The sequence below is a fragment of the Bradyrhizobium sp. AC87j1 genome, assembly GCF_002936975.1.
Lineage (GTDB): Bacteria > Pseudomonadota > Alphaproteobacteria > Rhizobiales > Xanthobacteraceae > Bradyrhizobium > Bradyrhizobium shewense.
Genome location: NZ_PTFE01000038.1, coordinates 42,149 through 64,626 on the forward strand (window position 1 = coordinate 42,149; position 22,478 = coordinate 64,626).

The 22,478-nt window shown below is 65.1% G+C and carries 18 protein-coding genes; 3 read left to right on the forward strand and 15 right to left on the reverse strand.

The features are described 5' to 3' along the window. Nucleotide 1: 1 nt before the first annotated feature. Complete coding sequence (phnD, locus tag CV770_RS20510; protein WP_104463592.1) at nucleotides 2–937, reverse strand: phosphonate ABC transporter substrate-binding protein; 936 nt, start codon at nucleotides 935–937, stop codon at nucleotides 2–4. Nucleotides 938–998: 61 nt separating this feature from the next. Next, on the reverse strand, nucleotides 999–1,808 hold the full coding sequence (phnC, locus tag CV770_RS20515) for a phosphonate ABC transporter ATP-binding protein (protein ID WP_104463593.1): 810 nt from the start codon (nucleotides 1,806–1,808) through the stop codon (nucleotides 999–1,001). 173 nt (nucleotides 1,809–1,981) lie between these two features. Here phnC and CV770_RS20520 point away from each other — a divergent pair, with 173 nt between their 5' ends. From CV770_RS20520 to CV770_RS20530, 3 genes are read left to right on the forward strand one after another with little or no spacing between them, the layout of a single operon-like run. Next, nucleotides 1,982–2,653: a transferase hexapeptide repeat family protein gene (locus CV770_RS20520; protein WP_201759943.1), complete on the forward strand. Its 672-nt coding sequence runs from the start codon at nucleotides 1,982–1,984 to the stop codon at nucleotides 2,651–2,653. After that, complete coding sequence (locus CV770_RS20525; RefSeq protein WP_104463595.1) at nucleotides 2,650–3,843, forward strand: alpha-D-ribose 1-methylphosphonate 5-triphosphate diphosphatase; 1,194 nt, start codon at nucleotides 2,650–2,652, stop codon at nucleotides 3,841–3,843. The genes CV770_RS20520 and CV770_RS20525 overlap by 4 nt, the downstream gene beginning before the upstream one ends. 18 nt (nucleotides 3,844–3,861) lie before the next feature. Beyond that, nucleotides 3,862–4,560, forward strand: a complete 699-nt coding sequence (locus CV770_RS20530) for a DUF1045 domain-containing protein (RefSeq protein ID WP_104463596.1) — start codon at nucleotides 3,862–3,864, stop codon at nucleotides 4,558–4,560. 3 nt (nucleotides 4,561–4,563) lie between these two features. Here CV770_RS20530 and CV770_RS20535 read toward each other — a convergent pair whose 3' ends face one another. From CV770_RS20535 to CV770_RS20595, 13 genes are all read right to left on the reverse strand, one after another. After that, nucleotides 4,564–5,172: a hypothetical protein gene (locus CV770_RS20535; protein WP_091955618.1), complete on the reverse strand. Its 609-nt coding sequence runs from the start codon at nucleotides 5,170–5,172 to the stop codon at nucleotides 4,564–4,566. Nucleotides 5,173–5,255: 83 nt separating this feature from the next. After that, entirely contained in the window at nucleotides 5,256–6,656 is a 1,401-nt protein-coding gene (locus CV770_RS20540) for a selenium-binding protein SBP56-related protein (protein WP_104463597.1), read from the reverse strand. 384 nt (nucleotides 6,657–7,040) lie between these two features. After that, nucleotides 7,041–7,979, reverse strand: a complete 939-nt coding sequence (locus CV770_RS20545; RefSeq protein ID WP_104463616.1) for a dihydrodipicolinate synthase family protein — start codon at nucleotides 7,977–7,979, stop codon at nucleotides 7,041–7,043. A 131-nt stretch (nucleotides 7,980–8,110) separates the two neighbouring features. Further along, nucleotides 8,111–10,192 carry a methyl-accepting chemotaxis protein gene (locus CV770_RS20550; RefSeq protein ID WP_104463598.1) on the reverse strand — a complete coding sequence of 694 codons (2,082 nt, stop codon included), beginning with the start codon at nucleotides 10,190–10,192 and terminating at the stop codon, nucleotides 8,111–8,113. A 118-nt stretch (nucleotides 10,193–10,310) separates the two neighbouring features. Next, nucleotides 10,311–11,081 carry an enoyl-CoA hydratase gene (locus CV770_RS20555; protein ID WP_104463599.1) on the reverse strand — a complete coding sequence of 257 codons (771 nt, stop codon included), beginning with the start codon at nucleotides 11,079–11,081 and terminating at the stop codon, nucleotides 10,311–10,313. A gap of 12 nt (nucleotides 11,082–11,093) precedes the next feature. Beyond that, nucleotides 11,094–11,558, reverse strand: coding sequence for a MarR family winged helix-turn-helix transcriptional regulator (locus CV770_RS20560; RefSeq protein ID WP_104463600.1), 465 nt, complete (start codon nucleotides 11,556–11,558; stop codon nucleotides 11,094–11,096). 48 nt (nucleotides 11,559–11,606) lie between these two features. Then, on the reverse strand, nucleotides 11,607–13,220 hold the full coding sequence (locus tag CV770_RS20565) for a tannase/feruloyl esterase family alpha/beta hydrolase (protein WP_502693606.1): 1,614 nt from the start codon (nucleotides 13,218–13,220) through the stop codon (nucleotides 11,607–11,609). A gap of 139 nt (nucleotides 13,221–13,359) precedes the next feature. Continuing rightward, entirely contained in the window at nucleotides 13,360–14,814 is a 1,455-nt protein-coding gene (locus CV770_RS20570) for a GntP family permease (RefSeq protein ID WP_104463602.1), read from the reverse strand. Nucleotides 14,815–14,817: 3 nt separating this feature from the next. Beyond that, nucleotides 14,818–15,837, reverse strand: a complete 1,020-nt coding sequence (locus tag CV770_RS20575) for a patatin-like phospholipase family protein (protein ID WP_104463603.1) — start codon at nucleotides 15,835–15,837, stop codon at nucleotides 14,818–14,820. A gap of 222 nt (nucleotides 15,838–16,059) precedes the next feature. Further along, nucleotides 16,060–17,304 carry a phosphoglycerate dehydrogenase gene (gene serA, locus CV770_RS20580; protein ID WP_104463604.1) on the reverse strand — a complete coding sequence of 415 codons (1,245 nt, stop codon included), beginning with the start codon at nucleotides 17,302–17,304 and terminating at the stop codon, nucleotides 16,060–16,062. 260 nt (nucleotides 17,305–17,564) lie between these two features. Continuing rightward, entirely contained in the window at nucleotides 17,565–18,797 is a 1,233-nt protein-coding gene (locus tag CV770_RS20585; RefSeq protein WP_104463605.1) for a rhodanese-like domain-containing protein, read from the reverse strand. A 69-nt stretch (nucleotides 18,798–18,866) separates the two neighbouring features. Then, nucleotides 18,867–20,045 (reverse strand): PepSY-associated TM helix domain-containing protein, encoded by a 1,179-nt coding sequence (locus CV770_RS20590; protein WP_091955593.1) that lies wholly within the window; start codon nucleotides 20,043–20,045, stop codon nucleotides 18,867–18,869. 2 nt (nucleotides 20,046–20,047) lie between these two features. After that, a complete protein-coding gene (locus tag CV770_RS20595; RefSeq protein ID WP_104463606.1) occupies nucleotides 20,048–22,372 on the reverse strand; it encodes a TonB-dependent siderophore receptor in 2,325 nt (774 codons plus the stop codon). Between the last annotated feature and the right edge of the window lie 106 nt (nucleotides 22,373–22,478).

Here is a 22,478-nt window from a genome sequence, read left to right on the forward strand (position 1 = left end):
ATCAGGACGCCTTCTTTTTACGCAGCGCATCGACGAACTTGATCAGCTCGATCGTGCCATCCCAGTCCTTGGTGGTGGCGGGATGAAAGCCCTTCTTCTGGCCGTCGGAGAGGCGGTCGAACGCGGCCTTGTCCTTGGCCGGCGCGTCGAAGAACGCCTTGGCGATAGCGGCCTTGGCGTCTTCCGGCAGGTCGGAATTGTAGGCATAGGGGCCATTGATGATCGGCGCCGACTTATGGATGATACGGAAGTCGTCCTTCTTCATCGCCGAGCCGTCGGCATTCTTCAGCATGCCCTTGGTCAGCATCTGCGCCAGCGTGGAATCGTCGTCGCTGGTCCACTGGTTGGCGGCAACGTCGACCGTGCCCTGCGACAGCGCCAGCATCGCGTTCTCGTGGCTGCCGGTGAAGACGACCTTGCTGAAATAGCCGTCGGCATCGGGGATGCCCATCTTGTCCAGCTCGAAGCGCGGCACATTGTTGCCGGAGGTCGAGTTCGGATCGACGAGGCCGAGGTTCTTGCCCTTGAGCTGGTCGACGCTCTTGTAGGCGCTGCTCGCTTTGACGAAGAACACCGAGTAATAGCCGGTCGAGCCGTCGGCGTTGATGTCGTTGGCGAAGGCGTCGGACTTGACGCCGGTCAGGCGGGCGCGGGCGAACGAGGCCGAGCCGTAGCTGGCGATGTGGATGTTGCCGGCGCGCTGGCCCTCGATGACGGCGGCGTAGTCGTTGGCGATGCGCAGCGTGACCTTCACGCCCAATTCCTTGGAGAGATAGTTCACGAAAGGCGCCCAGCGCTCGGTGACGCCGGAGGCGTTCTCGGCCGGGACGACCGCAAAGGTCAGCTCGGGATATTTCGCCTTCCAATCGTCGGCGGAGGCGGAGGCCGTGAACGCGAGCGCGGCGGCGCCGGCGAGAATTAATCTGCGAGTGATCATGATACCCTCTTCATCGGTTGGGGTCGGTTGACGCAAAACTGACAACAAAACAGGTGGCGCTTCAGGCCGCCGCGGCCGTTCCGAGCGCCGGCACGCCCTCGGGCGACGGGACAGGCATGGCGCCCATGACGTCGGCGGCTTCGAGATCGTAAAGCTCGCGCGCGACGTGGTCGGTCAGTGCGGCCGGTGCGCCGTCAAACACGACGCGCCCCGCCGCCATGCCGATCAGGCGGTCGCAATAGCTCCGGGCGAGATCGAGCGAATGCAGATTGCAGAGCACGGTGATGCCGAAATGCTTGTTGATGCGCAGCAGCGCATCCATCACGATCTTGGTGTTGCGCGGATCGAGCGATGCGATCGGCTCGTCGGCGAGGATGATGTCGGGCTGCTGCACCAGCGCACGCGCGATCGCGACGCGCTGCTGCTGGCCGCCTGAGAGCTGGTCGGCACGCTGGGCGGCGAGCGATGCGATGTCGAACTGTTCGAGTGCCGACATCGCCAGGGCCTTGTCCTGCTCGGGCCACACTTGCGACAGCGAGCGCCAGGCCGGCATCGTCGCAAGGCGTCCCATCAGGACGTTGGTGAGGACATCGAGCCGGCCGACCAGGTTGAATTGCTGGAAGATCATGGCCGACCGCGCCCGCCATTGCCGCAGCTCCTTGCCGCGCAGCGCGGTGACGTCGATGCCGTCGAACAGGATGTGGCCCTGCGTCGGCGTCGCGAGACGATTGATGGTTCGCAGCAGCGTCGACTTGCCGGCGCCGGACCGTCCGATCACACCGACGAAGCCGCCGGGGGAGACTTGAAACGAAGCGTCGTCCACTGCGGCTTTCGCGCCGAAGCGACACGTCAGACCTTCCACCACCAGCATGCAGGACTCCAGATTAGCTGGAGCCAACCGCTAACGCCCGCGCTTGACACTTGTGTGACACAGCCGTTGCAGTGCGGCGATCCTACACACCTCATCCCCTGTCATCGCCGTGTCATGACATCGTCATCAAGCCGCTCGAAGAGGAACGCCCGCCCTCCCGCTTCGGATGCAACATGGCCGTCAAGATTCTCTCGGTCCAGCCGACCATCGACCCCTCGGCCAAGCTGCACGAGACCAGGCTCGGCGCCTATACCGAGGTCGGCGCGCGCACCATCCTGCACGACGTCGCGATGGGCGATTACTCTTATGTCGTGAACGATTCCCAGATCACCTACACTACCATCGGAAAATTCTGCTCGATCGCGGCGATGACGCGCATCAATCCCGGCAATCATCCGATGCACCGCGCGACCCAGGCGCATTTCACCTATCGCTCCAGCGCCTACTTCGAGGGCGAGAGCGACGACGCCGAGTTCTTCGACTGGAGGCGCCAGCATCACGTCCATATCGGCCACGATGTCTGGATCGGCCACGGCGCGATCGTGCTGCCGGGCCGCAATATCGGCACCGGCGCGGTGATCGCGGCCGGCGCCATCGTCACCAAGGACGTGCCGGCCTACACCATCGTCGCCGGCAATCCGGCCCGCATCGTGCGGCGGCGGTTTTCGGAAGAGATCGCCGGAAGGCTCGCGCGGCTCGCCTGGTGGGACTGGGATCACGACAAATTGCGCGAAGCGCTGCCCGATTTCCGCAAGCTCGGGATTGAAGATTTTCTCGCGACATACGAAGCACGGGCGACTCCCCAGACCAGATCCCTTACCAGCAAACGAAACGCGGTCGCGTGACAGACATTTTCCTTGAAGGCGGCCGGGCCCTGATCGGCACCGAACTCGTCGAAACGTCATTGGCGGTGTCGGGACAGGACATCGCGCAGGTCGATGCCTCACGGGGCCGGGCGCGGCTGATAATCGATTCACGCAACCTGCTGGTGCTCCCCGGCATCGTCGATCTGCATGGCGATGCCTTCGAGCGGCAGATGATGCCGCGCGCCGGCGTCGACTTCCCTATCGACGTCGCGCTCGCCGACAGCGATCGCCAGGCGATCAGCAACGGCATCACCACGGTGTTTCACGCCACGACCTGCTCGTGGGAACCGGGCCTGCGCAGCGCCGACAACGCGCGCGGCCTGATGGAGGCAATCGAGCGGCAGCGTCCGCAATTTGCCGCCGACACCCGCTTCCATCTCCGGCACGAGACCTACAATCACGACGCCGAGGCCGAGATCAGCGAGTGGCTCACCGAGGGCCGCGTCGATCTGTTCGCTTTCAACGACCACATGGACGGCACCGTCGCCGACATGGCCAAGCCGCGCAAGCGCAACCGTATGGTCGAGCGCACGGGGCTTTCAGCTGAGGAATTCGATCGGCTGGTCGAACGCGTGGTCTCGCGCGCCGCCGAGGTGCCGGCTTCAGTTGCGCGGCTGGCCGCCGCAGCGCGCGCGGCCCAGGTGCGGATGCTCTCGCACGACGATGCGACGCCGGCGATGCGCCAGGAGTTTCGCGAGCTCGGCGCTGACATCGCGGAGTTTCCGATCAACGAGGAGACGGCACGGGCGGCAGCAAGCCACGGCGATGCCATCGTCTACGGCGCGCCGAACGTCGTGCGCGGCGGCAGCCACACCGGCTGGACCAGGGCCTCCGACATGATCGCTAAGGGGCTCTGCTCGGTGCTGGCGTCCGACTATTATTATCCCGCGCAGCTGCTCGCAGCGTTCCGCCTCGCCGCCGACGGCGTGCTGCCGCTGACGGAAGCCTGGAATCTGGTCTCCGCCGGCCCGGCGCGCGCCACCGGCCTTGCCGATCGCGGCGTGCTTGCGGAAGGACGCCGCGCCGACATTCTGCTGGTCGACGACAGCGTGAAGCTGCGGCCGCGGCTGATCGCGGTGATATCGGGCGGAAAGCTCGTGCACCTCACCGATGCGACCCGGCTGCTCACTGCTGTGGCGACGCCGCGCGAGGCTGTCGTCGCGGCATAAATTGGTTATGTTCGGACGATGACAGGTTTTCCCCGCTACGCGATCTATTTTGCCGCAGGCAGTGACAGCGCGCTGTCCCGCTTCGGCGCCGAGTTGCTCGGCTACGATGCCTGCACCGGCAACGAATTGCCGTTCCCGCATGATGCGCTGCATGTCGCGCCGGACTGGCGCAATGTCAGCGCCGATCCCCGCAAATACGGCTTTCACGCCACGCTGAAGGCGCCGATGGCGCTCGCGCCGGGCGGGTCCGAAGCGGAACTGATGGCCGCCTGCGCCGCATTCGCCGGCAGGCCGCGGCCACTTCCTGTGATCCTGCCGGTGGTCGATTCCATCAGCGGCTTCATCGCCGTCATTCCGGCCGAGCCGGTCGAGGCGCTCCAGCAGCTCGCCGCCGATTGCGTCCGCGATTTCGATTCCTTCCGCGCCGCGCTGTCGGCGGAGGACCGCGCGCGGCGCAAACCCGAGAAGCTGAACGAGCGGCAGCGCGACTATCTCGACCGCTGGGGTTATCCTTACGTGATGGAAGAATTCCGCTTCCACATGACTCTGACCGGGCGGCTGGATGCCGAGCGGCGCGGGCCGATCCTGGAGATGCTGCGGACGCGGTTTGCGGCGCTGGGGATCGAGACGCTGGCGATCGACCGCATCGCGCTATTTCGGCAGGATGATGCGTCGGCAAGATTCCACATCGTCGACGAGTGGCCTCTGGCGCGATAGACCTCAGCGCCAGCTCGCAAGATTCAAGGCGAGCGCCACCGCCCCAACCAGAACGAGGCTGGTCGCCCAAACGGCATCCAGATTGAACCAGCTTCGCGAGACGAACTTCAATCCCAGATGGCGGTAGACCAGCCACGCCAGACATCCGCCGGCGCCGACCATGGCGGCGACGTGCACCAGGGACACCAGCACCGCCATCCCAAGACTTGTCTTAAAAAGACTTGTCTTCATCAACGCGCCCGCCGCCTCATGGCCGGCATCGAATTCGAAGGCCTGGCAGAGCCCGAGATAGATCGGCACGAGCATCAAGGCGGCGCCGTGAGCAATGGCGACGGCAAACGACCAGAGTGCCAATTGCGTCGGCGGAATTCGTGCCAGCCCACGGGGATGACGCCGCGCGATCAGGCGATAAACGCCGAAGCCGATGACGAGAAGGCTCGCGCCAATCTGGATCGAACGCTGCCACTCGACCAGCACGAGCAGGAACGCGAACGGCAGCAGCACGAGAAATGTTGCCAGGAGATGCCCGGCCGACAGGGCCCACAGCGCACGGAAGAGTGCGGATGGGCTCTTGTCCATGAGCCCGGCGGAAACGGCGAGCGGCCATCCCATCCCCGGATTGACTCCGTGATAGAGGCCGCTCGCGACAAGAGCGAGCCACAGCCAGCCAAGCGCCGGGCTCGCGTGCCCCCAATCTAGACCGACGGGTAGCAAAAGGAGTCCGTCGAACAATCGCCGCCCTCCAGCCTGATCTGGTGCGCACGATAGCCGTCCGGGAAGCTCACGAAATAGTCCTTGTCGAGCTCGAGGCCGCCGTTGCGACCGACATTGGCCATGACTTCCGCACCCGGAACCCCATCGGGATAGAACTGGTCGTCCCAGGTGGAATAGAGCGAATTGGTCCAGTACACGCGCCTGCCGTCGCGGCTGATCTCGACCATTTGCGGGCCGGCCGCAAAGGCCTTGCCATTCGGATGCGCTGTACGGCGTGCGATGCCGCCGATGTGGACCGAGCCCGCAAGCTTCGGCTTTCTGGGATCGCTGACGTCGTACTGGCGCATTTCACCGGTGCCCCAGCACGAGACGTAGAGAAACCGGTCATCCATCGACAGGTCGATGTCGGTCACCAGCGGTGGCACGGCGCCAAATCCCTGCAGCAGCGGCGGGAGTTTCTCCTTTGGCGCGGGTTCGGGCGGGATCGTTGCCGTCTTCTCGGCATGGAATTTCCCGCCTTCGCGCCACCAGGTCCAGATCGATGCTTCGAGATTGGTGGTGTCAACCACAACGCCCACGAAACCGTATTCGCGAACCGGATCGTGCGCGGGCCGCACCTCCAGCGCCATCTGATGATTGGCGCCAAGGTCGATGGTCTGCACATTGCGCCGGGCGCGGAGATCCCAGAAGTGAAGACGATGGCCGTATTTATTCGACAGCAGATCCTCCGGGACGATCCCGTTCTCGAACTGCGGCGGCAACGCCCATTCGCTCGTCACCATGTAATCGCGCGGCAGATTCCACCAGAAGTCATAATGCAGCGTCTGCGGGCCACGGTCGATCTCCCATCGTCCGAGGACCTCGAACGTCTCGCAATCCATGATGAAGACGCCTGGAGGTCCGTTGGTGCCGTCCTTGCCGCCGCCGCCGAGCGTGCTCACGTAAATGCCGTCCGGCCCGCAATGGATGGTATGCGGCCGCGAGTAGCCGGTCTTCTTGAAGATTTCCTCGGGCTCGATGATCTTGTGGATCTTGGCTTTGGTCGGATCTGGCTTGGTATCGATGATGTAGATCCGCGACGAACGGATTCCGGGGATTATGAGATAGCGCCGCTCGATGAAGGCATGTCCGGCGAGCGGCGACAGAGCGGAGGAGCAGGCATTCCAGCCGAAGTGATGAAATTCGTCGCCCTTGTTGGGCATCGTCACGGTGTGGACGATCTGGCTGTAGGTCGGCGATCCCGGCTTGACGTCGATGACCGCGAGAGCATCCGGCTTCGAGAAATCCGGACTGAGCAGCAACGTGTAGGCAAAGTTCTCCGCAGGTGCTTCCATCGCAAGCCTGGGCGATGCGTGAAAGGTGGGGTCCGGCCTCATCGTCATGGCACTGCCTCCCTGTTCTGTCGGTTCGCGCCAACCTGGCTCGGGATAACGGCATTATGAAGAGGTGTTACGCGATGTCTCAAGATGCTCCGCGGGGCCCGATTGGCGAACGTATACTACTTCATCGCCGGGCTGCCGGAAACGGCCCGAATCGCGCTAATTCGACGCCGTCAGCCAACTGGGAAGCTGGCGAGTGAGGTTGGAGGGCGGGCCTCACACTCGATGTGGTCCCCGCGAACGCGGGGACCCATAATCCCAGGGATTGGTTATCAAGCGAGCTGCCAACTCCGAGTCTTCGCCAAACTTCTCTCTGTGGCTATGGGTCCCGGATCTACGCGCGCTTGAGGCGCGCTTGTCCGGGACGACACTGAGTGTTTGGTACCGTTACTTCCCCCACCGCAGCGCCAGCGCGTCGCGCTCCTTGGCGAGTTCCAGCAGGCCCGCGCGCGTGGCCGGATGCAGCGGCTGGAGCGGATGGCGCACCGCCTCCGACTTGATCACGCCGCCGGCCTGCATCATCGCCTTGCAGGCGATCAGGCCGCATTGGCGGTTCTCGTAATTAATCAGCGGCAGCCAGCGCTCATAGGCCGCCTTCGCCTTCTCGCGATCGCCGGCGAAATAGGGATCGACGATCTGGCGGATGCCGTCGGGATAGCCGCCGCCGGTCATCGCGCCGGTGGCGCCGGCGTCGAGATCGGCGAGCAGCGTGATCGCCTCCTCGCCGTCCCAGGGGCCTTCGATGTCCTTGCCGCCCGCCTCGATCAGGCTGCGGAGCTTTGACGCCGCGCCCGGCACCTCGATCTTGAAATAGCGGATGTTGGCGAAGTCGCGCGCCAGCCGCGCCAGCAGCTCGACCGACAGCGGCGTGCCCGCGACCGGCGCGTCCTGGATCATGATCGGAATGGTGATGGCGCCCGAGAGCACCTTGAAGAATTCGACGATCCCCTTCTCAGGGACGCGGAAGGTCGCGCCGTGATAGGGCGGCATCACCATCACCATGGCGGCGCCGGCGGCTTCGGCCTGCTGGCTGCGCGCGGCGCAAACGGCCGAGCTGAAATGCGTGGTGGTCACGATCACGGGAACCCGGCCCGCGACGTGCTCCAGCACCGCATGCATCACGGTTTCGCGCTCGGCATCGGTGAGCACGAACTGCTCGGAGAAATTGGCGAGAATGCAGAGGCCGTTCGAGCCGGCATCGATCATGAAATCGATGCAGCGGCGCTGGCCCTCGAGGTCGAGCTCGCCGCGCTCGTCGAAGATGGTGGGCGCGACCGGGAACACGCCGCGATAGGGGCGCTGGGCCTTGTGTGGGGTGACCGGCATCGAATTCTCCATCCCTGATCTGTCTTACGTCTGGCGCTGCGCTCACGGAGCGAGGCGGCACAGATGTACCCGCCGCACGGACCGGCGGCAATGCCGAACGCACGACGTCAGGTTGGAAGAATGAGGCGAAACTACGCGGTCTTGACCGCGCCCAAAAAGCCCTCGACCGCGACGCGGAGGCGGTCGGCGTCGACCGACATCTTCTTGACGGACTCCGACAATACCGTGCCGGCGTTGCCGGTCTCCTGATTGAGCCTGGCGACGCTGCCGATGGTGTCGGTGACCTCTCGGGTACCTTGCGCAGCCTGCTGGAAGTTGCGCGAGATCTCGGTGGTGGCCGCGCGCTGCTGCTCGACGGCGGCGGCAATCGCCGTCATCTTCTCGTCGATGCCGCTGATGGCGCCGCCGATGGCGCGGATGGCGGTCACGGCCTGGCCGGTGGCGCCCTGGATCTCCTCGACCTGACGCGAGATCTCTTCCGTCGCTGTCGCCGTCTGTGCGGCGAGGTTCTTGACCTCGCCCGCGACCACGGCAAAGCCCCGGCCCGCTTCACCGGCGCGCGCGGCTTCGATGGTGGCATTCAATGCCAGAAGGTTGGTTTGGCCGGCGATGGCGTTGATCATCTTCACGACTTCGCCGATGCGGCTTGCGGTCTGATCGAGGATCTCGACCGTCGCGTTGGTCTGCTCGGCCTGCGACACGGCTTCGCGGGCCTCGCGGGCGCTCGACTGCACCTGCGCGGAGATCTCGCCGACGGATGCGGAGAGCTCCTCGGTTGCCGCCGCGATGGTCTCGAGATTGTTGGTGGCCTGCTCGGCGGCGGAGGAGACCGCCGCGGTCTGGCTGCTCGATTCCGACACCAGCGAGCGCACGCCGGTTGCGGTGTCATCGAGCTCCCGCGTCGAGGCCACAACGCTGTGGATCACCGCCTGCACGGTGTCATCAAAACTGCGGCAGGCTTCGTCGACGGTACCGGAGCGGGCCAGCTGCAAGGCCTGCTGCGATTCGCGCTCCCGGCCCAGGCGCTCGGCTGTCGCCGCGCTCTCGCGCAGGCTTTCGAGCGCCGCGGCCATGGTGCCGAATTCGTCGGGATGCCGGGATTGCGGCACCGGCGTCGCATAGTCGCGCGCGCTGATGCGGGCGATGGCGTCGAGAATGGCGCGCACCGGGCGCATCAGACGATTGCGCACCACGTATACGCCGGCCATGGTCACTGCGAGCGCGAGCAGGAAGGCGAGCGACTGTACGATGAGGTTGGTAAGGGCTTTCGCCTGAACCATCTCTGCACGCGCGATCGACTGGTCGAGGGCCTTGTTGGCGACTGCGACGATGGGCGCAAAGGGCGACTGGCACAGCGCGTTCCATTCCGCGGGGGGCATCGCCGGCTTGCCGCTGCCGTCGAAATTCCGGGTGAGATCGCCGATCTGCTTGAGCACGCCGTCGGTCTTGGCCCGCGCCTCCTTCGCCGCATTGACGAGGTCGGCCGTCACGTCGGGCGCAGCCAGCAGCTCTTCCATCCCGGTCCAGCCGGCGGTAACGATGCCGTTCCAGCTCGCCACGGTCTGCTTCTGGGTCTCGTCGAGCGGCTTGCTGGCATTGACGTTCGGACGCAGCGTCGAGCACTGGATGCCGTAACGGTCGCGCACCTGCCAGGCAAGGCGGCGGGCCTGGATCATGCGTGCGATGAAGGGGTCGTTCATCCAGGCGCGGTTCGACACCGCGGTGGACGCCAGGTTGGCGGTATCGATCACCTTGGTGACGGCACCGTACCAGGGTGCGGTGCGCTCCATCTTGCGCTCGGCACGCGGGTGCTTGGCCTCGTCGTAGAACAGCTGGAATTTCGGGGCGGCCTCGCTCCAGCGCTGCTTCAGCGTGCTTGCGAGCTCGTCGCGGCGGGCGAAGTCGACGGTCGAGAGCGCTGCGACGATGGAATCATAGCCGGCCTGCTCGGCCTTCTCGGCGGCACCGAGCTTGGCGCGCGGATCGTCCTCGCCAAGCAGCGCGCTCTGAGCATCGCCGCGATTGTTACGCAGCGCGAGCACGCCGTGGAAGATCGCCTTGTCGGCATTCGCGAGACGTTCCGTCTCGAGACTCTCGCTGTAGCGGCCAAAAGCCCCCGCCATCTGGAACGCCGTCGAGGCCAGCGCGCCGGCAGCAAGGAGGGCCATCAGCGTCAGGAGAAGCGAGCTTACCGATTTCTTAAACATTGCCATGGGTCGGGGCCTACTCTTCACGAGCGGCCACCTTGCATCGCGACATGCCAAGGTTTGGTTAAGACTTTAATCAAATACCTGCGGTTGTGCCCGCCGCGCCTCCTGCAGGCTGCGTCCCTCACGCGACCTTGGTGAAATCGGGCGGACGGCGCTCGGCAAAAGCCGTAAATGCCTCGCGCGCCTCGGCGGTGCGCAGGCGCTGCGCGAACTGCTCGCCTTCGGCCTGCATCTGCGCGACCAGTGCTTCGCCGTTGCGCATCAGCTTCTTGGTGGCGGTAAGCGCGCCGGCCGGCTGGCGGGCAAGACGCTGCGCCAGCGCAAGCGCCTCGGCATCGAGCTTGTCGAGCGGCACCACGCGGTTGGCGAGGCCCCATTCCAGCGCGGCCTTCGCCGGCACGGTCTCGCCCAGCGCGAACATCTCGTAGGCACGGGCATGGCCGATACGCGCCGGCATCAGCAGGCTCGATGCGGCCTCCGGCACCAATGCGAGGCTGACGAAGGGCGTCGACAATTGCGCGTTGTCGGCGAGCACGACGAGGTCGCAATGCAGCAGCATCGTGGTGCCGACGCCGACGGCGCGGCCCTGCACGGCGGCGACCAGCGGCCGGGTGCAGCGGGCCAGCGACTGGATGAAGCGCACGACGTTACGGCTGCCTTCGGACTTGCCGGCTGCGACCGCGGCGAATTCGCCGACGTCGTTGCCGGCGGTGAACATGTCGCCCTCGCCGCGGATCAGGATTACGCGGGCGGACGGATCGAACTCGGCCGATTCGATGCTGTCAGCAAGCTTGCCGTACATCGCATCGGTCAGCGCGTTCTTCTTGTCGGGACGCGCCAGCGTGAGGGTGAGAATTCCGCCATTGTTCTCGATCCGGACGTACTCTGTCATCGGTCTCTCCTTTTATTCGTCTGAATGTCTTGTTTCTGAAGATCTTGGAAACTTGTCCTGAATGCTCGTCAGCCAGCGCGCGACGATGTCGATCTCCGCAGCCGTGAATCCGTCCGTCAGCGCGGCGTTGACCTCTGCCGCGCCTGCCTTTGCTTGCGCCAGCGCGATCCGCCCCTTCGGCGTCAGCCAGATGCGCCAGGCGCGGCCGTCCTCGCGATCGGCCCGCCGCTCGATCAACTTCGCCGCCTCCGTGCGATCGACGAGGCCGGAAATGCCGGCCGGCCCCAGATCGAGCGCCGCGCCCGCCTCGCCCATCAGAACGCCGTCCTGCTTGCCGAGGATGAACAACAGCCCGGCCTGCGCCGGCGTCACCTCGTTCTCCGGCCGCGCCGCCATCCAGCGCTGCAAGCGGCGCTGCGCGACGCTCAGCAGGTAGATCAGCCGGTGATGCCGCGCGTCGGCCGGTTTATTTCGCATGCGAAATAGATAGCCGGGCGCAAGCTTGTTGTCAAACGGGCCACCCCGTTACGGCGCGCAGGTGAAGCTCGACGCCTCCGTCACCGCACCCGTCTTGTAGTGCGGCCAGGCCGGCCAGCGGCACAGCGGCAGCGCGCGCAGCGTCGCGAATGAGGGCGCCTCGACCTTCGGCTCGCTGACTTCGAGGTCGCCGGGCGCCTTGCCTTTCTCGACCCAGTCGACCAGCACGCTCAGCATATCGACATTGGCCGGTGCGCCGGAGCCGACATGATCCACGCCGGGTGCGGTGTAGAGCCGCGCGAACTCCGCCGTCTCGGTCTTGCCGAGCTTGCGCTCGACGCTCTCGAAATAGCGGATGCCGGCATAGGGGCTCTGCGCGTAGTCGGCCATGTGCTCGAGGATGATCAGACGGCCGCCGCGGGCGCGGAAGCGGCTGAGATCGGGATCGGTCGAATCCATCAGCTTCGAAACCTCGAGCAGCCGCGCCTTGTGCTCCTCAACCTTGTAGGTGGTGACATCGAGCTCGGGATCGCGCGCGAAGACATATTGAATGCCGCCGGCGCCGTAGATCCAGGCGATGCCATTGTTGGGCGCTGGCGGTTGCGCCGGCGGCGCGGTGCCGAGCCACCACGCCACCCAGCCGCCGGTCGGGCCGATCGCCGGCGTATCCTCACCCGACACACCCCAGCCGGGATAGTCGTCGAGACCGTTGGCGAGCGCGAACGGGAATTTGTAGGCCCCGTGCAAGGTATCGATCGCCTTGATCTGCGCATCGGTCAGGCACTGATCACCGCTGTGGCCAGCCGCGCAGCGCAGCGTCTCGACCTTGAATGCCGCCTTGCAGGCGACGGGGTCCTGCACCAGCGCATCGTCGGAGCCGTCGGCCTTGTCACAGGCCGCCCGCACGGCATCGCCGACGAGCTTGACCTGCGCCGGATTGATCCAGCCCGCTCCCATGGTGACGAGACCCGAGCGCGTGCCGGCATGCTGCAGGCCGACCCAGTTGATCACGGGCACGCGTGCGAAGATGCCGTCGAAATCCTCGGGGTAGCGCTGCGCCATGGTCAGGCCTTCACGGCCGCCCTCGGACGAACCCATGAAATACATCCTTGGCTTCTTGCCGTAGGCGCGCTCCATCAGCCCAACGGCCACATCGCGCACCTTCTTGTAGGCGCGGTGAGCAAAATTCTCGAAGGCTTCATCGTTCAGCGCAAACACCTGCGGCGGCTCGCCTTGCTTGGTCTCGTGGCCCGAATCGGTGCCGTAGGTAACAAAGCCGCGCGCCAGTGGCGACGGCTTGTCGAACGGATAGGCCGGCGGCAGCGCAAGACCGGTGATCAGCACGCCGTTGAAACCGCCGCCACCATATTGCAGCGAGCGGCCGTTCCATTCGACGGGAAGGTTGACCTGAAACTTGATCGGCGGCGCCTTGGGATCGACAGGATCGATATGGCCGAGCACCTTGCAGAACGCTGGATTGGCTGGCGTGATGCGCCCTGACGGCGTCGGCCCGCGTTCGGCGACGGCGATCGGCGACGGCGTCTGCAAGGCTGCGGAGTCGATCTTCACGGCGGCGGCGCCACCAACGAGACTCTTGCAGACCGCACCGGCGTCTTCTGCCAGCGTTGCCGCCGACGCCGTGCCCGTCCCCAGTATTGCCATCGAACTTACAAGCAACGCACACAGCTTCGCTTTCTTTCGCGTCATCGTTTCCACCCGGCATTCTCGCTTGTTGCGTCGACGGCTGGCCGCATTCAATGCAACCTTCGTCCTCCCGTCAATCGCTCACGCCGAGCCGCCATCAGAATGATCCGAGCGCGCTCCCCAAGGCGATCACGGCCACCAGCGCCAATAGCGACGTCACGATGCCCACCATCACAATGTCGAGATAGCTGTCGCGATGGGTCAGGCCGCAGATCGCGAGCAGGCTGACCACCGCACCGTTGTGCGGCAGGATGTCCAGCGTCCCCGAACCGATCACCGCGACGCGATGCATCAGCGCAAGGTCGATGCCGTTGCGCGCGGCAATCTCGACATAGGTCTGGCCGAGCGCGTCGAGCGCGATCGTCAAGCCGCCGGATGCTGAGCCGGTCAGCGCGGCCAGAATATTGGTCGCAACCGCGAGCGAGACCAACGGGCCACCTTCGATCGCAAGCACCCAGTCGCGCACCGTTTCGAAAGCCGGCAGCGCCGCGATGACCGCGCCGAATCCGACGAGGCTGGCGACGCTGAGCGCCGGCAGAACCGATGCATTGGCACCGGCGTCCATGGTCTGCCGCAGTGACGGAAGCCGGGCCCAATTGAGAAAGATGGTCGTGACGATGGCAGCACCCAGCGCGGTGCTGACCGACCACACACCAGCGACCGCCGCCAACGATGTACCGCCGAAGCGCTGCTCGCTCAGATAAGAGACATCGAGCCGCGGCAACACCAGGAGCGACATCACGAGATTGACAGCCACGACGACGGCCAGCGGCAGGATGGCACTCACTACCGGAGCAGACATTTCACCGCGCCGTCCATGCCGGATCTCGGCCGGATCGAATTCTCGTGCGGTGGTCGCGTATTCGCGGACCAGTTCGTCGTCGACGGCACGTTCGGCTGCACCCTCCATGTCCTCGCCATAGCCTTCCCCCGCACGGCGAGCGGCGGCTTCGGCGCGGCGCAACCACCACAATCCCGCGCCAACCATGATCAGGGAGGCGATGATGCCGAGTCCGGGCGCGGCAAACGGCGTCGTGCCGAAGAACGGCATCGGGATCGCGTTCTGGATCGATGGCGTGCCCGGCAAGGCCGACATCGTGAAGGTCGACGTGCCCAGCACGATCGCGGCCGGAATCAATCGCCGCGGAATCGCGGCGGCACGAAACAGCGAGCGGGCCATAGGGACGATCACGAAGAACGCGACGAACAGGCTGACGCCGCCATAGGTGACCATCGCACCGGCGAGCACGACCGCCAGGATCACGCAGCGCTCGCCGAGACGTCTCGCCATGAAGGTGGCAACCGACGCGACCGCCCCGCTGTCGTCCATCAGTTTCCCGAAGACGGCGCCAAGCAGAAAGATCGGGAAGAACTGCGCCAGGAATGCAGCAGCATTCACCATGAAGATCTGCGTCAGGTTCGCAAGCAGCGGCTCGCCGCCGAACAGCGCCGCGACGAGCGCGGCGAACGGCGCCAGCAGGAGAACGCTCCAGCCGCGAAAGGCGAATAGGACGAGAAGGCCGAGCCCGACGAGAATGCCGAGAAGCCCCACGTCTCAGCACTCCGACAGCAGGATGTCGAGATCGGCGGTCGAGCGCCGACCGATATCCGGGCCGTGCTCGTCGAGGAACGTTTCGGCCGCCCGACGTCCTTCGCCGTGCAGCATCGAGACGAACTCCCATTCGGCGTTGAGCTTGGACGAGGCACCGAACTTCGCGAGCATGTCGCTCTTGACGCGGTGGGTCCGCATCTTCGCCCAGCGCGCGCCCTCGCCGCTTCCCGGGTCGGCCGCCTGACGCAGCAACGCGATCATACGCAACTCCTTCATCAGCGGCGAGTTGAACGAAATCTCGTTCAGCCGATTGAGTATCTCCGCAGCCGTCCGCGGCTCTTCCGGCTTTTCAGTCGGATTGATCTGCACCAGGATGGTGTCGTGCGCGTCGCTTTCGCGAATGAGCGGTGTGATGGTCGGGTTGCCGGCATAGCCGCCATCCCAATACGGTTCGCCGTCGATCTCGATCGCGCGGAACATGGTTGGCAGGCAGGCCGACGCGAGCAACACGTCAACCGTGATCTCCGCGTTGCGGAAGATGCGTCCTCGCCCGGTGCGCACCCGCGTCGCAGTGATGAACAGCTTGATCGGCGAGCGCGCGAGGCGCTCGAAATCGATGCTCTCAGCCAGCACCGCATGCAGCGGATTGTAGCCGGTCGGATTGAGGTCGTAGGGGGACAGCACCCGCGACATCAGGTCGGTCAGGATGTAGGCCGGCGACGTATCGAGCGTCCAGCGCCCCATCAGCCGGTCGAGCGGCGAGCGCTGGAGCGGGCTGAAGGCCGCCGCCTTCGAAACGCGGCGCCAGTATTGTTCGAGCGCGTCACGCGCACCCTCGGCGCCACCGGCCGTCCACCCATCCGCCAGCACCGCTGCGTTCATCGCGCCCGCGGAAGTCCCGGAGATCGCGGCGATCGTAAGCCGCTTCTCTTCCAGCAGGCGATCGAGCACGCCCCAGGTGAAGGCGCCATGCGAACCGCCGCCTTGAAGCGCGAGATCAATCAGTACGGTGTCCGGTTCCATCGCGGCACTCTCGCAACTGAAGCTCAATTCGACGCGATTTGTCACGTGCGCGTCGAAGTCGATGGCGTAGTGTAGAGAGCCTTGACGGAGAAATGCAACCGGAACGTGGGCCCCGCGCCGTCTAAAGCGCGATGCGATTAGGATGAATCGTCATCGCGCTTTAGGTCGTTGTTTAAGCATGATCTTTTCGGAAAACCGCTGCGCACTTTTCCGGATCATGCCTTAGTGCTCGAACACCAGCCGGGCGCCGACCGTGCCGTCGAGGGCGCGGATCTGCTGGAGCAGCGCCGCGGAATCCTGCCCCGCCAGATCGGCATCGAGCACGACGTAACCGAGATCGCCGGCGGTCTCCAGATATTGCGCGGCGATGTTGATGTCGCGCTGGAGGAAGACCTCGTTGAGCCGGCGCAGCATGCCGGGCACGTTGCGATGGACGTGGCTGAAGCGCGCGCCGGAGGGACGCAGATGCAGCTGCACCTCGGGGAAATTCACCGCGCCCATGGTCGAGCCCGTGATGAAATAATCGACCAGCTTGCGCGCGACTTCGCCGCCGATGCGCTCCTGCGCCTCCTCGGTCGAGCCGCCGATATGCGGGGTGAGGATGACGTTCTCGAGGCCCTGTATGGGGCTCTTGAAGCGATCGGAATTCGACGACGGCTCGACCGGAAACACATCGACGGCCGCGCCGGCGAGATGACCGTCGCGCAAAGAGCGCGCGAGCGCATCGAGATCGACCACGGTGCCGCGGCTGTTGTTGATCAGGAACGAGCCAGGCTTCATCGCCCGCAGCTCCCTTTCGCCGATCATGCCCGCGGTCTCCGGCGTCTCCGGCACGTGCAGGCTGACGACGTCGCTCTGCGCCAGCAGCTCCTCCAGTCTCTCGACCGGCTCGGTGTTGCCGTGGCGGAGCTTGTCGGTGCGGTCGAAATAGATCACGCGCATGCCGATCGCTTCGGCCAGCGTCGAGAGCTGCGAGCCGATATTGCCGTAGCCGACGATGCCGAGGGTGCGGCCGCGCACCTCGCGGCTGCCGGTCGCCGATTTGTCCCAGCCGCCGTCATGCGCGGACACCGAGCGCGGAAAGATCCGCCGCAGCAGCATCACGATCTCGCCGATCACGAGCTCGGCGACGCTGCGGGTGTTGGAGAACGGCGCGTTGAAGACGGGAATGCCGCGCTTGCGCGCCGCTATGAGATCCACCTGGTTGGTGCCGACGCTGAAGCAGCCGACCGCGAGAAGCTGGTCGGCGGCCGCGAGCACGTCATCAGTGATCTGGGTGCGCGAGCGGATGCCGAGCAGCGACACGCCCTTGAGCGCACGCCGCAGATCGTCACCGTCCAGCGCTTTGGTCAGCCGCTCGACATTGGTGAAGCCCGCGCCCTTGAAAAGGTCGACAGCGCTGTCATTGACGCCTTCGAGCAGCAGCGCCTTGGCACTCCGCTCAGGGCTTTGGCCTGGGGCTGGCATGGTGTCTCCATAGATGATGAGCTTTGTCGCAGCTCATAGACCGCGGACGGTGCGCGGCACAATAGGGGTCGGATACGGGGAGAAAATGGCGGATGGTCATGCTCGCATCAGCCACTCCGTCATCCTGAGGCGTGAGCCCTGCGGTGCGAATGCACCGCTGGGGCCCCGATGCAGCCGCGCGGAGAGAGTTGGGCCGTCGCCCTTCGAGGGCCGCTAAGAAGCGGCCACCTCAGGGTGACGGATAACCCACCCGTTCAAGGTCAAATCACATAAAACCCGTGCGTGCCGTCACGGCGGAGTTGCTCGACCAGCCCATATTCCCAATCGAGATAGGCCTGCATCGCGGCTTGCGCGACGTCGGTGCCTTCATAGGGTCGGCGGTAGCGGTGGGCCGGATCGGGCTTGAGCAGCACGCGCGGCGGGCCGATTTCGAGCGCGGCGTCATAGCCCCCTTCCAGCACATAGACCTCCCAGCCCATCTGGGCGAGCCAAGATGCGGTCATATCGGCACGGACACCCCTGTCGTCGCTCAGGACAATGCGAGCGCCACGCACGGGCGCGGCCATGTCGGTCTCCTGGACCAGCTGGCCGCCGGGATAATGGCGGAAGCCCGCGAGGTGACCTGCCGCATATTCCTCGGCATCGCGCACGTCGAAGCGATAGAGCGTGCGGTCCGTTTGCGCGACGAGTGCAGCCATCTCGCTTGCGCCGATATGGCGAACGCCGGCGCGATAGGCGACGTCGCGCGCATTGGCCGGGCCGCTCTCGAACGAGCCGATCGCGCCGCGCCTGTCAGCGCCGTGGTCGAGAGTGTGTCGCGCCAGCGTCCAGCCGATGGTGCCGTTGCGCAGCGCCCGCACCTTGTTGGGCACGCCGGCATTGATCAGCGACTGGGTGCCGATGATCGAGCGCGTGCGGCCGGCGCAATTGACGATGATGGTGGTTTCAGGGTCGGGCGCGGCCTGCCCTGCCCGCAGCACCAACTCCGCGCCGGGCACGCTGACCGAGCCCGGAATATTCATGGTGGCATATTCGTCGAAACGGCGGACGTCGAGGATGGCGATGTTGGCCTTGTCCGCGATGAGTTTGGCCACCTCGTCGGCGCTGAACGACGGCGTGTGCCGTCGCGCTTCGACCAGCTCGCCGAACGCCTTCGAATAGGAATTGACGTCTTCGAACATCTGATAGCCCGCCGCGCGCCAGGCCTTCAGGCCGCCATCGAGCGCGCTGATATGGGTGTAGCCGAGCGCGGCGAGACGTTCGGCGCCGGCCGCGACCAGCCCCTCGCCGTCATCGTAAAGCACGATCGTCACGTCCTTGCGCGGCAGCCTCATCTCGGCTTCGACCTCGATCCGATCCACGGCCATGTTGGCTGCGAACAGGGGATGCCCCGTCGCAAAGCCTGCCTCGTATCTGAGATCGAGCAGCGCGATTTCTTCGCGCAGCAGCAGTGCGCGGCGGATATCGGCGGGGGTGACGGTCGGAAGCTTCATGGCACGGACCTTGAGAAGAGGGCCATGAGCTTTTGACCGATTAGAAGCGCGTTGGCTAGCCTCGTCGGCTCACTCGCCGGGAACGAGCCGCCCGAGCGGCCGCTGTGCCGGACGGCGCAGCTTGCGGCGCGACAGATAGAGCAGGATGCCGGTGACAGCGAATAACGGCATCAACATCGCGGCAGTCATGAACGCGAGCTTGCCCGGCCAACCCAGGATCTCGCCGCGATGGATGTCGTAGATGGCCGCGATGATCTTTTCGCCGAACGTCTTGTCAGCAAAGCGCTCCGCTGAGACCAACTGCCCGGTGACGGCGTCGATGCGGAATTCGTCGCGTGTGGTTTCCAGCAACGAGGCTTTCCCCCACGACCGGATGCGCAAAGTCGTACCCTGCGCCGGCAGCGTCAGCAAGGCCTTCGAGAACCGATCGCCTTCCTCACGCTGGAACGTCACCCAGGCCCGATCGAATCCGATTGGCGGCGCCGGTTCGGAGCTGGCCGCACGCGGCAGCTTTGCGGGCATTTTCGCTGCTGTGACGTGCGGACGCGCGAGCAGCCAGGTCACGCCGTCCTTGTACCATTCGAAGGAGAAATACAGGCCGGTGAGCGTCATCGTCAGATAGACCGGAAGGACCCAGGTGCCGATCACGGTGTGCAACGACCGGTGCAGAGCGCGGCCACCAAGCCCAAGATTCGGCTTCAGCCACATCTTCAGACTGCCTGCACGACGCGGCCAGCGCAGCACGAGGCCCGAGACCAGCATGACGATCAGGCCGAGCGCGACCGTGCCGGTGATCGGACGTCCCCAGCCTTTGCCGTCGCCGGGAATGAGCAGCCAGCGATGCAGTCGGCGCACGGTCGCGAAAAACGCTTCGCCGCGCGGCGCGCCGAGCACGCTAGCGTCATAGGGATCGACATAGAGCGAAGTCGGCCGGTCGCCCCGGTCGTCACGCGCAAAGCGGACATGAACCGCCGCAGATGGATCGCTCGACAGTGTGACGGCGGCGACCTTGCCGAGGTCCTGCGAAGCCTTCAGTCGCGCAACCAGCGCATCAGGCATCAACGCCGGCGCCTGACGCGGCGCGACCTGCATGATGCCGGCGTTGAGATGATCGACGATCTCGTCCTCGAAACTCATGATCGCGCCGGTCAGCGCGATCAGGGACACCAGCAGAGCAAGGATCAGGCCCGCGATGGAATGGACCTGGAACAGGACCGCCTTGATGGTGTGTCCGAGCCGCGCTGCCATGGCTAGAATTTCACCGTGGCCGACAGCGAGACGCGCCGCGCATCGCCGATCGCGACGTTCAGGGTGTTGCCGGTGGTGGATGTATAGTAGACCTTGTCGAACAGGTTCTTGACGTTGAACTGATAGGTCACCGGCAGATTATCGACCTTCGTATCGTAAGTCGCAAAGATGTCTGCGACGGTATAGGCCGGCATGAAGAACGTGTTGGCGGCGTCGCCCGGCCGGTCACCGACATAGCGCGCGCCGCCGCCGAGTCGCAGACGTCCAGCGAGCGCGTCGCCGAAATCATAGACAAGATAGAGTGAGGCCGTGTTCATCGCAGCGTTCAGCAGTTTTGCGTTGCCGACGACGGGATCATTGATCAGGCGCGCATCGGTATAGCCGTAACTTCCGATCATGCTCCACTGGTCGGTCAGCTTGCCGGTCACGTCCAATTCGACGCCGCGCGACCGGGCCGCGCCGGAGGTGCGCGCCGCCGACTTGCCGTTGCCGATGTCATCGAGCACCAGCACGTTCTTCTTCTCGATGTCGTAGACCGCCAGGGTGCCTGACAGCCGCTTGTTGACATCGAACTTCAGCCCGGTCTCCCACTGCGTTCCCTCTTCGGGCGCAATGGTGGAGTCGACGACGAAGCCGGTGGTGAAAGCCGCGATGGTCGAGGTCGGCTTCAACGACTGCGTATAGGTCACGTAATAGGAGAGCTGGTCGTTCAGCTTGACGATGACGCCGCCGAGCGGCAGCACCTTGTCGCCTGCGAGATTGGTGTTCGTGACGAAGACAGGCCGGCCCTTTCCTGCGAGCTGCTCGAATTCCATCCAGCGCACGCCCCCAACTACCGACAGCCAGTTGGTCAGATGGAAGGTGTCCTGAGCAAAGAAGCCGCGGGTGCCGAGCTTGTCGGTCTGCTCGCTATCGGTTGCCGAAACGGTCGTTCCCGGCACGACCAGTCCGTAGACCGGGTTGTAGAAATTGAAGCTCGGCGTCGCCTGCCGAATCAAGTCGTGGCGATCGATCGTGCGATACAGCGCCTCGCCTCCGAACAGGATCTCGTGGCGGAAGCTGCCCATCCAGACGTCGCCCTGCAAATAGGCGGTGCCGTAGCTGGCGTTGCTCAGCGAGTTACGGGTGCCGTCGTTGCTGCGCGTCTCGACGCCGGTCGTGGCGTTGACATTGGTGATGCGGAGCTGATTGGCGCTGAAGGTCTCGGTGTTGTAGCTGTAAGCCGCGGTGACCTTCCAATTGTCGTCGAGTTTCTGCTCGACCGAAGCCTGCATCAGGTCGGAGGTGCCCCACATATTGTTGAAGGGCTCGTCGAGCCGGCGCGTCGCCGGGATCGCCAGCGGCGCCCCCTTGACGAAGGACGTGCCGCGGTCGAACGGAGTGATGAACTCACGGTGCTCATAGGTGAGCTGAACCGTCGTGGTGTCGCCGTACCAGGCCAGCGACGGGTTCACCAGCATTTCCCTGTGGCGGCCGAAATTGCGCCAGTAATCCTCGCTGACGCCGTAGCCGATGAAGCGATAGGCGAGACCGCCGTCGCCGATCGGGCCCGTGATGTCGAGCGTGCCGTCGGCGCCTGTCTTGGACGAGTTGTAGGCCGAGCCGAGCAGCGTGATCGAACCGTGCTGATAGAGCTCCGGACGCTTGCTGATGGTGTTGACGATGCCGCCGGGGTCCATGATGCCATAGAGCAGCGAGGCCGGTCCCTTCAGCACCTCGACGCTTTCGACGGCGGCATTGAGGCTGCGCCCTTGCACCAGCGGCATGCCGTTGCGCATGATCGAGCCGTCGCGATTGTCGCCGAAGCCACGGCGGATCACGGCATCCTGGGTGCCGGCAAGCGTGTTGGTCTGGGTGATGCCGCTGATATTGATCAGCGCGTCGTCGATGTTGCGCGGCAATTGGTCCTTCAACACCTGCTCGGGCACGACGTTGACGGACTGCGAGGTGTCGAGTGGCGAGGCGCCGCTGCGTAGCGTCGTCGCGCTAGGCATCGCGCGATAGCCGAGCTTGGCGGCCTGCTGCGCGGCGGCTTCCGCGGCCGCGCGCTCCGAGAGCGTCGGCGCTGCGGGTGCTGGGTTACGATTGCGCTGGCGCGCGGCGGTCTGCGTGTGGCGTGACGCCTGGTCCGATGCGCGCACCGGCTTCGGCCGCTGCGCCGGCGCCTCCACCGTCACCGGCGGCAGGGCCGATTGCGCCTGCGCGGTCGTCATGATGGAGGGGCGTTCGGCGAGCAGCACGGCCGCTCCGATGAGAAGACCCGCACGGCTCTTGCCGGCATGAGTTCGATGGCCGCAGACACGCTGGCCATCCAGATGAGCACGCACGTTCGATTCACTTCCAGGTCAGACGCAGCATTGAAGCTGGCGCGTCTAACAGCCGGTGTGCGCGAAGAGAACCGCAGGCAGAGTTGAATCGCTCTAGTATTGAATC

Excerpts from the sequence above, each read along its gene's own strand:
- CV770_RS20520 (WP_201759943.1), top strand. The coding sequence starts at position 1,982 with ATGGCCGTCAAGATTCTCTCGGTCCAGCCGACCATCGACCCCTCGGCC.
- CV770_RS20575 (WP_104463603.1), bottom strand. The coding sequence starts at position 15,837 with ATGGAACCGGACACCGTACTGATTGATCTCGCGCTTCAAGGCGGCGGT.
- CV770_RS20540 (WP_104463597.1), bottom strand. The coding sequence starts at position 6,656 with ATGACGATGAGGCCGGACCCCACCTTTCACGCATCGCCCAGGCTTGCG.
- CV770_RS20535 (WP_091955618.1), bottom strand. The coding sequence starts at position 5,172 with ATGGGATGGCCGCTCGCCGTTTCCGCCGGGCTCATGGACAAGAGCCCA.
- CV770_RS20590 (WP_091955593.1), bottom strand. The coding sequence starts at position 20,045 with ATGGCAGCGCGGCTCGGACACACCATCAAGGCGGTCCTGTTCCAGGTC.
- CV770_RS20530 (WP_104463596.1), top strand. The coding sequence starts at position 3,862 with ATGACAGGTTTTCCCCGCTACGCGATCTATTTTGCCGCAGGCAGTGAC.
- serA (WP_104463604.1), bottom strand. The coding sequence starts at position 17,304 with ATGCCAGCCCCAGGCCAAAGCCCTGAGCGGAGTGCCAAGGCGCTGCTG.
- CV770_RS20560 (WP_104463600.1), bottom strand. The coding sequence starts at position 11,558 with ATGCGAAATAAACCGGCCGACGCGCGGCATCACCGGCTGATCTACCTG.
- phnD (WP_104463592.1), bottom strand. The coding sequence starts at position 937 with ATGATCACTCGCAGATTAATTCTCGCCGGCGCCGCCGCGCTCGCGTTC.
- CV770_RS20555 (WP_104463599.1), bottom strand. The coding sequence starts at position 11,081 with ATGACAGAGTACGTCCGGATCGAGAACAATGGCGGAATTCTCACCCTC.
- CV770_RS20565 (WP_502693606.1), bottom strand. The coding sequence starts at position 13,220 with ATGGCAATACTGGGGACGGGCACGGCGTCGGCGGCAACGCTGGCAGAA.
- CV770_RS20585 (WP_104463605.1), bottom strand. The coding sequence starts at position 18,797 with ATGAAGCTTCCGACCGTCACCCCCGCCGATATCCGCCGCGCACTGCTG.
- phnC (WP_104463593.1), bottom strand. The coding sequence starts at position 1,808 with ATGCTGGTGGTGGAAGGTCTGACGTGTCGCTTCGGCGCGAAAGCCGCA.
- CV770_RS20550 (WP_104463598.1), bottom strand. The coding sequence starts at position 10,192 with ATGGCAATGTTTAAGAAATCGGTAAGCTCGCTTCTCCTGACGCTGATG.
- CV770_RS20545 (WP_104463616.1), bottom strand. The coding sequence starts at position 7,979 with ATGCCGGTCACCCCACACAAGGCCCAGCGCCCCTATCGCGGCGTGTTC.